We start from the raw sequence: 13,733 nt of genomic DNA, 5'->3' as shown, positions 1-13,733 counted from the left end.
AGAACGGGTTATATAAATAGAAGGAGGCGTTATAATGGAAGCTAATTTGAATACGCAAAAAGTTGGTGGAGAAAAGCCATCATTGTTCGGAATGATCACTTCTCCTGGAGTGCAGTTCGAAAGAATGAAAACGAGTAATGCAGTTTGGGGAGCGTTTTGGCTACTTGTTTTATTAGGTGGACTTATTGGGGGATTTGCTGCTTATGTATATTCTCTAACACCTGAAGCAATTGAGCTCAATAAGGAGTTAGGTGTTACTGTTTCAGCTGGAATGACATATGGTATGGGATTCGGTGTAGGTGCTCTTGGTATGGGATTTAGTTTCTTACTAAGTGCTGTAGTGTATAAAGTATTAATGGTGTTTATGAGCAATGATACTTCTTATAAAAAATTATTGGCGATTACTGTATATTCAAGTGTTATTTCATTAATTGGTGTATTAATAAATATAATTTTAGCTTATATTTTAGGTGGATCGGGTCAAGAAATGTACACTGGCCTAGGACCAATTTTCGCCTCGAGTAGTGGTGTTGTAAAAGGTATTGTAAGTAAATTTGAAGTGTTTACAATTTGGGGATATGTAGTTACATGGCTAGGTCTTCAAATTACAGCAGGTTTGACTAAAAAGCAGGCAACAATTATTACTATTGTTTTCTTTGTTTTAACTCTTGGAATCGGAGCTTTACAAGGTATGTTCCAATAAGGAAATAAGATAGAAAAGGTGGCTCTTCCAAGAGTCACCTTTTTTATTTTTACCCCTATTTCAAATACCACCAACAAAATTTCAAATACTATCTAGTTTAATTTCAAATTCCGTCGGTAGTATTTGAAATTACTCACAGTGAAATTTTTTCTTTATTTTTATATTGTGAAGGTACCGCGGAATACTAGAAAGGTATACCTTTTAGAAACGGGTACTGTGTGAAGCCAGCGACTTTTAAAGAGGCAGTTGTTTTGTATGAAGGGATGATTGTAAATCAAATAAAGAAATTAGGTATTCGTAAAGATTATGAAGAGTATTATCAATGTGGTTTAATCGGTCTTTGGCATGCGTATGAAAGATTTGATGAAAAGAAGGGGTATTTCCCTGCATATGCAGTTGTCACGGTGCGAGGTTATATATTAGAGAGATTGAAGAAAGAGTTCGCAGTGCAGGAGAGATGTGTATGTGTAGGAGAGTATGAGGATATCTTTCATTTTGAGGACGTTGAAATAAGAGTGAAGGATTTTATGAGCGTGTTAGATGAGAAGGAGAAGTATATTATTTTTGAACGTTTTTTTGTAGGGAAGACGATGGGAGAAATCGCTTTAGAGACGGAAATGACATATTATCAAGTAAGATGGATGTATCGGCAAGCACTCGAGAAAATGCGAGATAGTGTAAAAGGATAAAAATAGAAAATAGAATGGAAGGTAAGGAAATACTACCTTCCATTCTATTTGTTATTAAGGTGATGAATCTTGCATGTTCATTTGGGATAATACATATCCAGCTTTCCATAATTGCTGGCTTAACTTATGGGGACTAATTTGTATCGTTACGGTAGCTCCGTTTGAAAAATGAATTTTAGCTCGTTTAGCTTTTTTGAAAAACTCTATTGTATGAACATGTTTGAAGAAAAGCCAAATACAATTTGGAGAAGCAGGAGATTCTGTTGGGAAAGCACAAATATATTCTCTATGATTGATCGGAATTGGAACGTTTTGTTTAAATTTAAATTTTGTTTTTACAGCATTACGTCTCCCTTGATAAGTAGAATGAATATTTGTTAGACAAGATTTCTGTATAAGTTGGAGAGCAGTTTGACAGGAGTAAAGATGGTTTCCGCTACTGTCGATAAGTTTTGTACGATAATAAGGGTGATTGTATGGAACAAGCATCATAGTAGAACTAGAAATAATAATGTTATTTTCATCATTCATGATTTTAAGTCCTCCCTTATGAAATTAATATTTCGAATATAATTATATACGGAATAAGTAAACTCGGTGTTAATATTTTGTTTTGTATTGTAAATTTTGTCTATTCGTTTACAATCAATAGGTGATAGTCTTTCTAATTTGCATCGCTTGTACATATATATGAAAATAGAAAAGAGTAGGCGGTGATATAGTATGAAGAAAAAGTATATTATTATGGCTTTAGTTGTCGTTCTCCTAGTATATTTAGCAAACAGTAATCCGAGTAAGGGCGAATATACAGAATGGGCAGCGAAGCAGTTTATGAAGCGTAATGATGTGAGTAAGAAGCTAGATGAAGTTCAAAAAGAGAATGAAGAGGGTCTCCTTGGCGACTTGGCATCGGCCGGTAAAAAGTTAGCGAAAAAGTATGTTGAGCCACAAGTTGGGTTATTAATTGATCATTATACGAAGCGAAATGATTATATATTCTTCTCAACATATACGACTGAGTTTGATATAGGTGAAGAACATTATAAGTACGTATGCGTCGGTTTCTCAAAGATTTTTATTCCGATTGAAATGCCGAAGAAAAAAGACGAATCTGCAAAATGATGCAGATTCGTCTTTTTCATTTTATAGAGTAATTGGAACTTCAGATACATTTTTTTCTACAAGGCGAGCTCCCTTTTTTCGTGTATTTTCATCAATGGATGAAAATACAGATGAGGCGAGGATTGTATCCATTACTTGATTTACGACTTGTGCATCGATTGGTGTGATGGGCGTATCGATAGAAAAAACGACTGTTTTTCCATCTTCTTTTGCGAAAATCAACTCTAGTACTTGCATGTGTTATTCCCTCCTTTGTATTTATCAAGCTATTTATGGGATTCGGGTCTGCCGGTTAAATTGCGGTCTAATAATCAGCGGGGATGAATAAAATCCCCACTGATCCGAGTTTTACTTTATAGTTTAGAAAGATCTGATGTGCTTACAAGTTGTACAGCGTGAAGTGGTGATGCTTGTAAGGAAGCTAGAGCATGAGCTACATTGTGTACTTGATCTAAGCTCGCATTTGTTTTAACACGTTTAAATTGTTTGCTCTTGAAAACTGTTTTTCCGTTCTTATCTAATCCGTTGTTTAAGACAAGACGTAAAGTTAAATCCATTACGATTGTTTCAATTGCCATGTGTATCACCTCCTTTCACTTTATAAATAGGGTACAAATGTCATGTTTTGGCGTGAAATTTTTTCTTTTTTTTGGTACCCTTAAAAGATTAAGAGAGGAGAATTCTGGATAATGAATCGTAAATGGTTATTTTGGATTCCTGTATTACTATGGATGGGGCTGATTTTCTATTCTTCGGCACAACCATATAAAAAGCAGGATATGCGTTCAGATATTGAACAATATGTAAATGTTGAATTTGTGAAAGAGCATTTTTCATGGGTATCTATCGATTATGGTGGAGGAACCCCTGTTAGTATTGCGAATAAAGGTGTAGGCGGATTTATTGAGTTTTTCCTTCGTAAAGGTGCTCATTTTATGGTGTTCTTTATGCTAGGTTCATTGATTTATTACGCTTTTCATCGATCAGGTTATTCGAGGAAAAGATGTTTTATATATGCCCTTCTTTTCGTTGCGGGTTATGCAACATTTGATGAAATTCACCAATGGTATACGGGAGACCGTACACCAATGTGGCAAGATTCATTACTTGATACGTGCGGCGGATTAACGGGAATTATAATAAGTAATTGGTTTTGGAATAGAAAAAAGCGCTAATCTCATTTCGAGATTAGCGCTTTTTTTGCGGGGAGTAAAACCTCCACTGATTAAAGTTTCACTTTATACACCAAGTAATTCTTTTAGTTCGTCTGTTGATAGTTCAGTCATCCAGCTATCGCTTGTGATGACCGCATTGTTTAGAGATTGTTTTCTTTCTAGCATTTCATCAATTTTTTCTTCTAATGTTCCTGTTGTAATAAGTTTGTGAACATGAACAAATCGTTTTTGACCAATGCGATATGCGCGGTCTGTTGCTTGATTTTCCACAGCTGGATTCCACCAACGATCGTAGTGAATGACATGGTTGGCAGCGGTTAAGTTTAATCCTGTTCCGCCAGCTTTTAAGGATAAGATGAAAATGTCATACGTTCCGTTTTGGAACTCCTCAATCATCTTGTCGCGATCTTTTTTCGGCACACTACCGTTTAAGAAGAGGACACGCTGGCCGAATTTTTCTTCTAGCACACGTTTTAGCATGTTCCCCATGCCGATGTATTGAGTGAAGATGAGGCAACTTTCATTTTGATCTTTTATATTTTCGATGAGCTCCATTAACGTTTTTGTTTTCATAGAACGTTCAACGACATTTTGTGGCTCTTCTTCTTTTAAATAAAGAGCTGGATGATTACAAATTTGTTTTAGCTTGTTCAGCATAAGTAATATAAAGCCGCGTCTTTCAATTCCACTTAATCCCTCAACATTTTGCAGTGTATCTTGAACAAGTTGTTCATATAAGGAAGCTTGTTCACCAGTAAGGGGACAGTAAGCTTTTTGTTCTTGTTTATCTGGTAAATTTAATGCGACCGTTTGATCTTTCTTCGTTCGGCGCAGTAAAAATGGTGAGATAAACCGTTGAACTTGCTGGATTTTTCCTTCATCACGATCCTTTTCAATTGGTGTGACGAAGCGGCGTTGGAATTGCCCTAAGCTTCCGAGATATCCATGATTAATAAAGTCGAAAATGGACCAAAGTTCAGCGAGGCGATTTTCCATCGGCGTACCAGTTAAAGCGATTTTGTGATTTGCTTGTAAGTTTCGTACTGCTTTCGACTGTTTCGTATGTGGGTTCTTAATATTTTGTGCTTCATCCAAAATAACAGCATCCCAGCATAATGAAGTTAGTTCTTCCTCATCGAGTTGGGCCAATGCATAAGATGTTAATACAACATCTGCTGATTGAAGGAAATCTTCAAAAGAATTGCCCTTATCTCTATTACTTCCGTAATGTAATTGAACACGTAAATTCGGTGCGAAACGCTCAAATTCTTTTTGCCAATTTCCAAGAACAGATGTCGGCGCTACGATTAATGCAGGGCCTGTTTTGAGATTATTTTCTTTTATATATAGTAAGTAAGAGATTGTTTGAATACTTTTCCCGAGTCCCATATCGTCAGCTAGCAATGCTCCAAATCCAAGCTTTCGTAAATATAACAACCATTCAATGCCGTGTTGTTGATACGGACGAAGTGTTGCGTTTAGTGAAGCAGGGACATCTACTTTTGGAATATCTCCAATATGAAGTAGCTTTTGGAATAGTTCCTCATAATATCCATCTAGTTCGATTTCAATATCAGTAAACGGACTATCATCTTCTACAATTTCTGTTTCAGCCGTATTTGATAAATGTTGCTGCAGGACATCTTTCATCTCTAGTCCGTATTTATCGGCACGGTTCATGAGTTTCCTTACTTCTTCGATAAAGGCTGGATCTAGTCGCATCCATTGACCGTTTATATTAAATAGACGTTTGTTTTGTTCAACGAGTTCGAAAAATTCGCTTTCTGATAAGTCAATGCCATTCGTAGAAATGCGCCAGTCAAAATTAACGAGCGTATTCATACCGAAGAACGATTGTGTTTGTACTGTATTTTGCTTCAGTTGAACACGTAATTTCGGTTTTGTTGCTTTTAAATTTTGCCACCATGATGGTAGTAAAATTGTAATGCCGGCTGCAAGTAATTCATTGCTTGCTTCTGTTAAGAAGTTCCAAGCTTCTGTTTCAAAGAGCTCATTTCGGAATGTATCTCCTTCTTTTAACCACGGTATGAGCTTACTAAAACCTTCTTGTGTTTCTGTAATCCGTTCTTCGTAATCGTGCCATCTTTTCGGTAAGGAATCGATGTTTTCATATACATATATGCGATGCGCCCCGCGCTTTGGTGTCACGATTGTTTCAAGTTTCCACATTTCAAATTCTTCTTGTGGTTCTTGCAGTCTTAGTCCGATTGTAAACGGAAGATCATCTTCAATATAACCAATTTTTCGAAGCCAATCTTCTTCATGTAGTGCTGTTTCCAATTGTCTTTTCGTAAAGTCGTAATGTTCATATAGTCTTTTAGCATCTTCCCAGCCGTCATTTGAGCGATTGTCTTGTAATATGCTTTCATTAACTGCTGCTGAGAAAAGAGATGCTAATGTGTCATCTTCAATTGGCGTATTTTGAACTTTCCAAGATGGTTGCTTGGGCCAGTGCTCCATATCTGGTACGAAGCTACCGCTCGTAAAGGCATCCCATAATTCATTTGCATCCTTTGTAAGTGCTGTAATAGGGCCGTTCAGTTGAATATGTGCAAAGGAATTCATCGGTTTGTTTGCAATGTATTCAAAGGCTTGTGCATTTGTTAGTAGCACACCTTGTTTTCCTTCGAAGGTTGCTTCTTTTAGAAACGTACCGTAGAAAGAAGTGGAGTGCCATGTGAATGCATTTCGTTTCCAACTTGTTACGGATAATGGAGTACCGCTGTCATCTTCTCCCCAAAGGAACCAACCTTGACTAACATGCTGGAGCCTAATTGTTACTTCAGTTTGATTGATCATCGATTAATTTTCCTTTCCGTAATTCCTCTTGTAGTGCACGCAGACGTGAATGGAGATTGGCGATGTGAATAATGAAAGCATCCCATTCATCGGTGCGTTTTAATCGTTTATATAATGTACGTAATTTCTTTAAGTAACGAACTGCGCGTCTATATGATTTACGATTTCGTTCTTCAATTGCTTCTACAGCAGCAAGATGATAAAGAGGAAGTGCTGCTTCTGGTGCTTCTTTCTCAATATCTTTCAGTGGTTCTTTTAACAGTTCAATTGCTTCAAACCCATATAAGAGATGAAGCTCTGCCCATGTGTGATACTGTTTTTTCGCGAGTACGTACTGTTCATAGTTTGTGAAACTATACGGTAATAGTTCTTGTAAAATCATTTCAAAACCAGCTTGTTCATTTGTATGTGTTGCGTATGTTTCATACATGATTACAAATAGCCGAACGATATCTTTTATAAAAATCGTATTTTCGTGATCTTGGAGCGTTTTCTTTACTTGTTTATACGTAAAGGAAAGCCAGTTTTTTGCACGATCCCACTGCATGGCACTTAATAGTTCTTCTAACCAATAGAAGTATAGACTCACAACAGAAGCAGGCTGTTTTTTTAGTAAGCCCATCGCTAGTAGATCTTCTTCATTTAAAAAGAGAAGGTGAGAAGACGCTAATGCTTTAGATAGTGGATTGATTTTCGTATCGATTCGTTTTTCTTCCTCTTGTATTTTCTCTTTATTGTTTAAAAGTTCACTCCATATGTGGCGATAAATGAAAAATCGCTCTTGTGTATAAGCGTCGGTAGAGAAGAATACTTCATGAACAAGACGAGCTGTTTCTTGCAAAATTATTTCAGACTCTGAAGGAATCGCTTCTGATTGTAAGTCCCGAACGATGGATTCCACTTTGTCTACAAATAGGCGAACGACATTAACAGGTTGGTGATAAGAATACGTTTTGTTTGCTTCGAATGCCTGGATTTCTTCTAATAATTTTTGAAAGCAGTAAAGTGCTGCATGTAACCTGAATAATTCATGTATGGCGATGACGCGCGGAGCTTTCCGCTCAAGCTTCGTATAGAAATCTGTAAAGATACTCATAAGAAAATACATTTGTTTATAAGTAAGGCGAGCTTGTTCTTTTTTAAATGATTCATATTCTTTTTCAAAATATGATTCCCAACTTTTATAATCCGTTTCTTCAAAAGCTGATGATTGCAATACTTGTCTTGCAGTTCGAATAGGAGGAAGGGAAGGTTTCGTATTATTTTTAAATAAAGTTAATACATCTCCTACTTGCCCGAAACTAGACGCTGCAGATAGTAATACAGCGAGCATATGCTCACATTGTGTTGGTGCGAAGCAATCACAATAACTTTCAGCGACATTACGAATCGGAATATGAACGCTATATACGTTGCCTTCCGCATCTACAGTTCCTGATAGTGTATAACCATCAAAGTCAACGTTGTAGACAACACCACTACGATATAGGTGCCGAGCTGTAGCGACATGTTCCTGATCAGCTGTTTGCTGTGGATCTAGTCCTTGAACGAACTCATTCGCAATCATCATAATTTCATCTTTCGTAATTGAGTGTTGCAGCATAATATTCCTCCGTACACATATTTCTTTCCTTTACCATTATAAACAAAAAATGCTCAAAACAGAAAAAATGAAATTTGGATTACATAACTTGAAAATCATGGTAATATATAAAATGTTAATTTCATATATGAATATATATGTATAGGAGGAGAAATGATTTGTCAGATTTACAGACGAAGTTAGGTAGTGGAATGAATAAGTTACAAGAAGGAATAGAACAAGGGAAAATGAAGTTGCAAGTTGCACAAGAAATTGCTCAATTGAAAAAGGGAATGCAAGTGCAAATGCAGAAAAAAGCAGAGGTTCTATTAGAGGTTGGACAGCAAGTGTATGTTCAATTAAGAGGAAGTGGAGTAAATGAAGCGAGCTTAAAAGAAATGATTGCTCCAGTTCAAGAATTTGATGTAGCTATTTATCAAGCAAGAAAGCGCATTGTTGAATTGCAAAAACAACAAGGTGAAAAAGCTACATGTGAATGTGGTGGACCTTTATCAATAAATGATAAGTTTTGTGGTTCGTGTGGAAAGCCTAACCCGATGTTAGCAGTAGAAAATGAAGGTGAAACGGTAAATTGTATTTCATGTAATGAGCATATCGATAAAAACTCTACTTACTGTCCAGTTTGTGGAATTAAGCAAAGTGGGGAGTGAATTAAATGTATTGTCGCACATGTGGAAAACAACATGGTGAAGAAGTAAATTATTGCCCAAATGAAGGTAGTATGGAGATTGCAGGAGCTATAGATGCAGTAACATTAGAAAAAGATACTGCAAAATACTGCAGAGGTTGTGGCAGTGAAAATGCTCAAAAAAATTTATATTGTCAAAAGTGTGGGTATTCTTTATCTGTTGTGAAGAAAAAAGAACAAACTGTAAAATTACCTACAATGGATGGTGCTCCTAAAGTTGAATTTAAAGCAGATAAAGCCGTTTTACAAAAAGGTTTTATTGGTGGGGCTGTTGCAAGTATTCTCATGTTAATTGCTGGTTGGATTGGTAGTTTATTATTTGCCTCTATGTTAAGTGAGATGTTTAGCAAATTTGCGAAAGAATTAGAAATGTTGCCAAGTTTTTATTCGAGTGCAACTTCTACGATGTTAAGTTACCATTTACTTGGTTTTACAGCTAACGATGATAGTGGATTGATATTTTCTTTATCTTGGCATACTCCATTTACATTATTATTAATCATTCCATTTATTATTTTCGCTGGTACAGGAATTTGGTTAGGGAAACAGCATGTTGCGAAAACGATTAAAGATCAAATCTTTATGGCAGCAACAGTTGGTATTATTTATGGAGTCTTTTTATTCATTATAAGTTTTATAGCATCACAATCTTTTGCAATCCCATTCTCAGAAGCAGGTAAGATTACGGTTGGCTATTCAGCGATGAAGAGTTTATTGAGTGGTTTTGTATGTGGGACATTATTTACCTTATTAGGATTTATTGCTCATACAAGCAAAAACAATATGGCAGCAGCATTTCAAGAGTTAATGCCATATGGAGCGTCTGTTTATTACGGTGTTTCGGCTATGATAAAAGGACTTTTAGTAACAGCAGTAGCGGTTTGTATTATGGCGTTAGTAAGTAAGGAAGACGGTATTGAACCATTAAAAGAAATAACAACTTTAAAATCTGAAAGTACATTATTAGCATTAGAGTTAACACCTCAATTATGGAGTATGGCTCATTTTGCGCCGTTAGAAGTATCAAGTCCAGCACTTAGTAAGGAATTTACTAGAATTGGTAAGAAATCAAATGCATATGAGAGCACACTATCGTTTTCATTTATATCAGGCGTCTCTGTAAATGGCGTAGAGCTTAGAGAGATATTGATTTCAAAAGGAGCAAATGAGGGAAGCCTTGCAGAATTTGATAAAGTGAATAACGTATTCCATTACGGTTTATTACTGCTTATTATTCCATTGTTCTTTATGTTTAGAGCGGGAAGAAAGTTAGCTAAATTACCGACTGCCAATATATATATTACATTAGCGGTATGCAGTGGTTCTTACACAATTATGATGATTGTAATGAATATGATTTCTAAGTTCCAAATTAATGTTTCAGGAACTGTAACAAGTTTATTTGGAACAAGTGGAACGGTATTATCTATGCAAAATTCATTTATATATTTAACTTTGTTTAGCTTGATTGTGACATATGTAGCAGCATTTGCTGGAATGAAATTAGCTAAAAAATAGGAGGAGAGCACGTTGAAGTTTTGTGGAACATGTAAAAAGAATGTTGCAGACCATTTGAACTTTTGTCCTGAGTGTGGGAGTAAAGTAGAAGTAATCGTTGATAACACTGCTGCTTCATATACAGAATTACAAACCGAGACAAAACCAGTGAAAAGTAAGAAAAATTTATTTGTAATCATTGGTTTTGCCATTATTGCTGCATTATTATTTGGGGCATATAAATTTGGAGCATATAAGTTTTCAAAAGAAAAGCAAGTAAATGTAATGATTGAAGCATTCCAAAAGAAAGATATTAATGCAATTGATGAGTTTGTAAAAGCAAATGATTCAAGCTTAAAGATTAAGACAGAGGATCTTAAAGCGTACATGCGTTATTTAAAAGAGAATCCTTCTTACAACAAACAATTACTGTCTTATTTACAGAAAGAGACAGTAGATCAAAAGTTAACAAAAGATAAATCTTCATTTAAGGACGGGGAAATAGTAGAAGAGGGAAAAGAGTGGTTCTTATATCCAAAGTATAAGTTCAGCATGAAATCTTATTATATGAGCGTTAGTACAACTGCAAAAAATGCAGAAATATATGTGAATGACAAAAAAGAAGCAGAGCTTTCTAGTGATAAAACTTCGAAAGAGTTGGGGCCATACTTCCCAGGTACATATGTTGTAAAGGCAACGGCGAAGACAGAACTTACTGAATTAGAAACAGAGAAAGAAGTAGATTTAGCGGATGAACAGAGCGAGAAGGTGAAAGTGGATTTATCGCTTGAAGGCAAGTATGTAAGCATTTCTTCTGATGAAAGTGATGCAACTGTATTTGTGAATGGGAAAAAACGTGGAAAATTAAATTATGGAAGTTATAAGCTTGGCCCTGTATCCACAGATGAAACAGTAGAAGTACATTTAGAGAAAACTACTGATCTTGGTGTGATGAAATCTGAAAGTGTTAAAATTGGAGACCAAAGCACATATTACTTAAAATTCCCGAAAGAAACATCAAGTTCAGCAGTGGGCGAATTTGTAAGAAATCATATTTATGATAACGTACGTGCAATTTCATTAAATGATTTTAGTTTAATTGAAAATAATTATGATAAGAGCGGAAAATCGTATAAGGAAGACCGTGATTATATACAGTATTTACACAAAAAAGGAATTACAGAAGACTTATTAACAATGGAAGTTCGTAATGTAGAGCGTCAAAGTACTACGAAATATAAAGTAACGACATATGAAGAGTACCATATTCGTTACGGTGATGGATCTGTGAAGTTTAAAAGTTTTAATAACGAACATATTGTAACTGTGAATGGAAATGGAAAGATGTTGTATCATTCTCTTGGTGCAAATAATACGTTGAAATCAGAAGATATATCTGGTCCAACTCGTTAATATGAGAGAAGCTGTTCAATATTTGAACAGCTTCTTTTTTGTAGCTAAATCGATATTTCGTGTCGAACCGTTGATATATCGTAAGTTATGATAGATATAATCGAAAAATCGTTGATATATTGCGATTTATGATAGATATAATTGAAAAATCGTTGATATATTTTTTTACAATTATGAGTGTGTTTCCTTTAGTATCGCTTGTACATATGGATCATGTAATATTTGCTCTATAATTGGTAACATGTTTTGTTCAAATGGAATGTCGATAGGAAATGGCTTTTGAGAGCCTGGTTTTATTCCATATTGCACAATTTTGTAATGTGTATTGTTTTCAGACTTGAGCACAATTAACTTATAGCGGTTATCATCGCCAGCGAGTGAAAAATCAATAGAAGTAGCGTTATATGTCACTTCATCTTTATATATGTACGGTTTTGGCGTACCAATCCAGTCTACTTTTGCTTGTACATTCATGGGCGTAGCCTCCTTATATGTATTATAAATAAATAAAAGCCAGCTCTCAATAAAGAGAACCGGCTTGTAATTTAGCAGTCATTGGTTATTTTAAAATTTTCACTTTAACAGTTTTGCGTCCCCATTTTTGAGCAGCGCTATCCGATCCAAGTAAGATATCAATACGGTTACCTTTAATTGCACCACCAGTATCTCCAGCGATAGCTTCTCCGTAACCTTCTACCCATACTTTAGATCCTAATGGGATTACTTTCGGGTCAACAGCGATCATTTTCATGTTTGGATTCGCAGTTAAATCATGACCCATTGCAGTTAATACACGGCCGCCATATGTGCCACCGTTTTCGCTCGGGTGAGCTGTATATGCTGTAGCTACAACTGTTAACTCACGACCACCAGATGGTGTGCTAGTTTCAGCAGCTTTCACAGCAGGCTTAGCAGCTGGTTTTGCTTGTGCTACAGGTGCTTGAGCCTTAGCTGGTGCTGCAGCTTTAGCAGGAGCAGTTGTTTCTTGTTTCTCAATTACAGGTGCTGTACCTGTTAAGAAAGGAACATGAACATAAGCTGTTTTCCCGTTATATTCAAATTGTAACCACTCATTTTGTACTTGGTTCGTTGTTTCGATTACATCGTCTTTCTTCAACTTTCCAAGAACCTCTGAGTTTGTGTTCGCTTCAGCACGTACGTTTAATACGTTAGCTGTTACGTAGTAGATGCTTTTTGTGAACTCTGCACTTACGAATGCGTCTTTACCGTCTAAAGTAATTTTTGACCATCCGTTCTCTGTATTTTGAACATCTATTTTATTACCGTTTAGTAATTTACCGACAACTTTTGATTCAGTAGTAGGGTTTTCGCGTACGTTTAGTACGTCTGTTGTTACAACAGTTTCTGCATTAGCAGATGATGTGAAAATCCCAAGACCAAAAACTGCTGCTGTTGCTATACCAATTAATTTTTTCATGATAGCCTCCATTGCGTTTGTTTTCGTGTCCTCATTATAGCAACAGATTTTTTCGGATTTGGGGAATACACACAATTACAAACCATTCGTAATAAGTCGTTAACATCCTGTAATATAACAAAAAATATAGGAAAGCGTTTTTCATTCTATATGACTCATAGGTTTCTAGTTATATTCAAAATATTTAATACAACATGTTTTTTTCGACATAAATAAAAATGTTACATGAATGTTACATGATGTTTACTAAACGATTACATTCCTTGAGTATTTTACCGTTTTATGGGTAATATAGTTATATAAACATAAACATTTTGTTTGTGAAGCTATAAACACGTGCTATATACTAGCAAAAAAACCGCATAATTGTTACAAAACGAAAGGGTTGCAAGGAAGAACTTTGCCCTTTTTTACATGTGTAACACATCCTTTTTTAGGAAAATACATTCCTATCCGCGTTTTTCTCACACAATTTGACAGCAGTATTTCTAACTTGTAGCTCTTGCAGAGTGAAAAGGTTATACGAAAGGTAAGGCTGTCCATAAGAATTCGAATTGGTGAAGGTGAAAGTAAGAAAATCACCGC

Annotated in this window: 14 protein-coding genes; 7 read left to right on the top strand and 7 right to left on the bottom strand. The window is 35.7% G+C overall.

Features of this window, described 5'->3' with window-relative positions:
* Positions 1-34: 34 nt before the first annotated feature.
* Together yknW and DN401_RS15250 are read left to right on the top strand one after the other, a co-directional pair.
* Positions 35-703 carry a YknW family membrane protein gene (yknW, locus tag DN401_RS15255; RefSeq protein WP_000387955.1) on the top strand — a complete coding sequence of 223 codons (669 nt, stop codon included), beginning with the start codon at positions 35-37 and terminating at the stop codon, positions 701-703.
* A 218-nt stretch (positions 704-921) separates the two neighbouring features.
* The gene (locus tag DN401_RS15250) at positions 922-1,392 is read left to right on the top strand and encodes a sigma-70 family RNA polymerase sigma factor (RefSeq protein ID WP_002025078.1); all 471 of its coding nucleotides are present in this window, start codon (positions 922-924) and stop codon (positions 1,390-1,392) included.
* 54 nt (positions 1,393-1,446) lie between these two features.
* Here the strand turns inward: DN401_RS15250 and DN401_RS15245 are convergent, their stop codons facing one another.
* Positions 1,447-1,923: a competence protein ComK gene (locus DN401_RS15245; protein WP_000997461.1), complete on the bottom strand. Its 477-nt coding sequence runs from the start codon at positions 1,921-1,923 to the stop codon at positions 1,447-1,449.
* 192 nt (positions 1,924-2,115) lie between these two features.
* Between DN401_RS15245 and DN401_RS15240 the strand changes: the two genes are divergently transcribed.
* Positions 2,116-2,514, top strand: a complete 399-nt coding sequence (locus DN401_RS15240) for a DUF4359 domain-containing protein (RefSeq protein ID WP_000731405.1) — start codon at positions 2,116-2,118, stop codon at positions 2,512-2,514.
* A gap of 21 nt (positions 2,515-2,535) precedes the next feature.
* On the opposite strand, the gene DN401_RS15235 is transcribed toward DN401_RS15240, so the two are convergent.
* Both DN401_RS15235 and DN401_RS15230 read right to left on the bottom strand, forming a co-directional pair.
* Positions 2,536-2,751 (bottom strand): DUF2922 domain-containing protein, encoded by a 216-nt coding sequence (locus DN401_RS15235; RefSeq protein WP_001197593.1) that lies wholly within the window; start codon positions 2,749-2,751, stop codon positions 2,536-2,538.
* Positions 2,752-2,867: 116 nt separating this feature from the next.
* A complete protein-coding gene (locus DN401_RS15230) occupies positions 2,868-3,092 on the bottom strand; it encodes a DUF1659 domain-containing protein (RefSeq protein WP_000963861.1) in 225 nt (74 codons plus the stop codon).
* 111 nt (positions 3,093-3,203) lie between these two features.
* Between DN401_RS15230 and DN401_RS15225 the strand changes: the two genes are divergently transcribed.
* Positions 3,204-3,689, top strand: coding sequence for a VanZ family protein (locus tag DN401_RS15225; RefSeq protein ID WP_001080709.1), 486 nt, complete (start codon positions 3,204-3,206; stop codon positions 3,687-3,689).
* 63 nt (positions 3,690-3,752) lie between these two features.
* Here DN401_RS15225 and DN401_RS15220 read toward each other — a convergent pair whose 3' ends face one another.
* Together DN401_RS15220 and DN401_RS15215 are read right to left on the bottom strand one after the other, a co-directional pair.
* On the bottom strand, positions 3,753-6,509 hold the full coding sequence (locus DN401_RS15220; RefSeq protein ID WP_000610118.1) for a DEAD/DEAH box helicase: 2,757 nt from the start codon (positions 6,507-6,509) through the stop codon (positions 3,753-3,755).
* Positions 6,493-8,112 carry an SWIM zinc finger family protein gene (locus DN401_RS15215; RefSeq protein ID WP_149287832.1) on the bottom strand — a complete coding sequence of 540 codons (1,620 nt, stop codon included), beginning with the start codon at positions 8,110-8,112 and terminating at the stop codon, positions 6,493-6,495. Before DN401_RS15215 ends, DN401_RS15220 begins: the two co-directional genes overlap by 17 nt.
* 158 nt (positions 8,113-8,270) lie before the next feature.
* On the opposite strand from DN401_RS15215, the gene DN401_RS15210 reads away from it, so the two are divergent.
* Genes DN401_RS15210 through DN401_RS15200 form a run of 3 tightly spaced genes read left to right on the top strand, consistent with a single transcriptional unit; the run spans position 8,271 to position 11,710 of the window.
* A complete protein-coding gene (locus DN401_RS15210) occupies positions 8,271-8,762 on the top strand; it encodes a zinc ribbon domain-containing protein (RefSeq protein WP_001281753.1) in 492 nt (163 codons plus the stop codon).
* Positions 8,763-8,767: 5 nt separating this feature from the next.
* Positions 8,768-10,318 carry a zinc ribbon domain-containing protein gene (locus DN401_RS15205; protein ID WP_086402095.1) on the top strand — a complete coding sequence of 517 codons (1,551 nt, stop codon included), beginning with the start codon at positions 8,768-8,770 and terminating at the stop codon, positions 10,316-10,318.
* Between the two features lie 12 nt (positions 10,319-10,330).
* Positions 10,331-11,710, top strand: a complete 1,380-nt coding sequence (locus tag DN401_RS15200) for a zinc ribbon domain-containing protein (protein ID WP_149287831.1) — start codon at positions 10,331-10,333, stop codon at positions 11,708-11,710.
* A 171-nt stretch (positions 11,711-11,881) separates the two neighbouring features.
* Here the strand turns inward: DN401_RS15200 and DN401_RS15190 are convergent, their stop codons facing one another.
* Both DN401_RS15190 and DN401_RS15185 read right to left on the bottom strand, forming a co-directional pair.
* A complete protein-coding gene (locus DN401_RS15190; protein WP_001102539.1) occupies positions 11,882-12,184 on the bottom strand; it encodes a DUF3910 family protein in 303 nt (100 codons plus the stop codon).
* 85 nt (positions 12,185-12,269) lie between these two features.
* Complete coding sequence (locus tag DN401_RS15185) at positions 12,270-13,148, bottom strand: cell wall-binding protein EntA (protein WP_000733328.1); 879 nt, start codon at positions 13,146-13,148, stop codon at positions 12,270-12,272.
* Between the last annotated feature and the right edge of the window lie 585 nt (positions 13,149-13,733).

Source organism: Bacillus sp. BF2-3, from assembly GCF_008368795.1.
Taxonomy (GTDB): domain Bacteria; phylum Bacillota; class Bacilli; order Bacillales; family Bacillaceae_G; genus Bacillus_A; species Bacillus_A cereus.
Note: the sequence above shows the minus strand (reverse complement) of the source record. Positions and strands in the feature narration are given on the sequence as shown.

Bases quoted from the DNA above. Each gene is read 5' to 3' on its own strand.
- yknW (WP_000387955.1), top strand. From the start codon at position 35: ATGGAAGCTAATTTGAATACGCAAAAAGTTGGTGGAGAAAAGCCATCA.
- DN401_RS15245 (WP_000997461.1), bottom strand. From the start codon at position 1,923: ATGAATGATGAAAATAACATTATTATTTCTAGTTCTACTATGATGCTT.
- DN401_RS15240 (WP_000731405.1), top strand. From the start codon at position 2,116: ATGAAGAAAAAGTATATTATTATGGCTTTAGTTGTCGTTCTCCTAGTA.
- DN401_RS15235 (WP_001197593.1), bottom strand. From the start codon at position 2,751: ATGCAAGTACTAGAGTTGATTTTCGCAAAAGAAGATGGAAAAACAGTC.
- DN401_RS15230 (WP_000963861.1), bottom strand. From the start codon at position 3,092: ATGGCAATTGAAACAATCGTAATGGATTTAACTTTACGTCTTGTCTTA.
- DN401_RS15225 (WP_001080709.1), top strand. From the start codon at position 3,204: ATGAATCGTAAATGGTTATTTTGGATTCCTGTATTACTATGGATGGGG.
- DN401_RS15220 (WP_000610118.1), bottom strand. From the start codon at position 6,509: ATGATCAATCAAACTGAAGTAACAATTAGGCTCCAGCATGTTAGTCAA.
- DN401_RS15215 (WP_149287832.1), bottom strand. From the start codon at position 8,112: ATGCTGCAACACTCAATTACGAAAGATGAAATTATGATGATTGCGAAT.
- DN401_RS15205 (WP_086402095.1), top strand. From the start codon at position 8,768: ATGTATTGTCGCACATGTGGAAAACAACATGGTGAAGAAGTAAATTAT.
- DN401_RS15190 (WP_001102539.1), bottom strand. From the start codon at position 12,184: ATGAATGTACAAGCAAAAGTAGACTGGATTGGTACGCCAAAACCGTAC.
- DN401_RS15185 (WP_000733328.1), bottom strand. From the start codon at position 13,148: ATGAAAAAATTAATTGGTATAGCAACAGCAGCAGTTTTTGGTCTTGGG.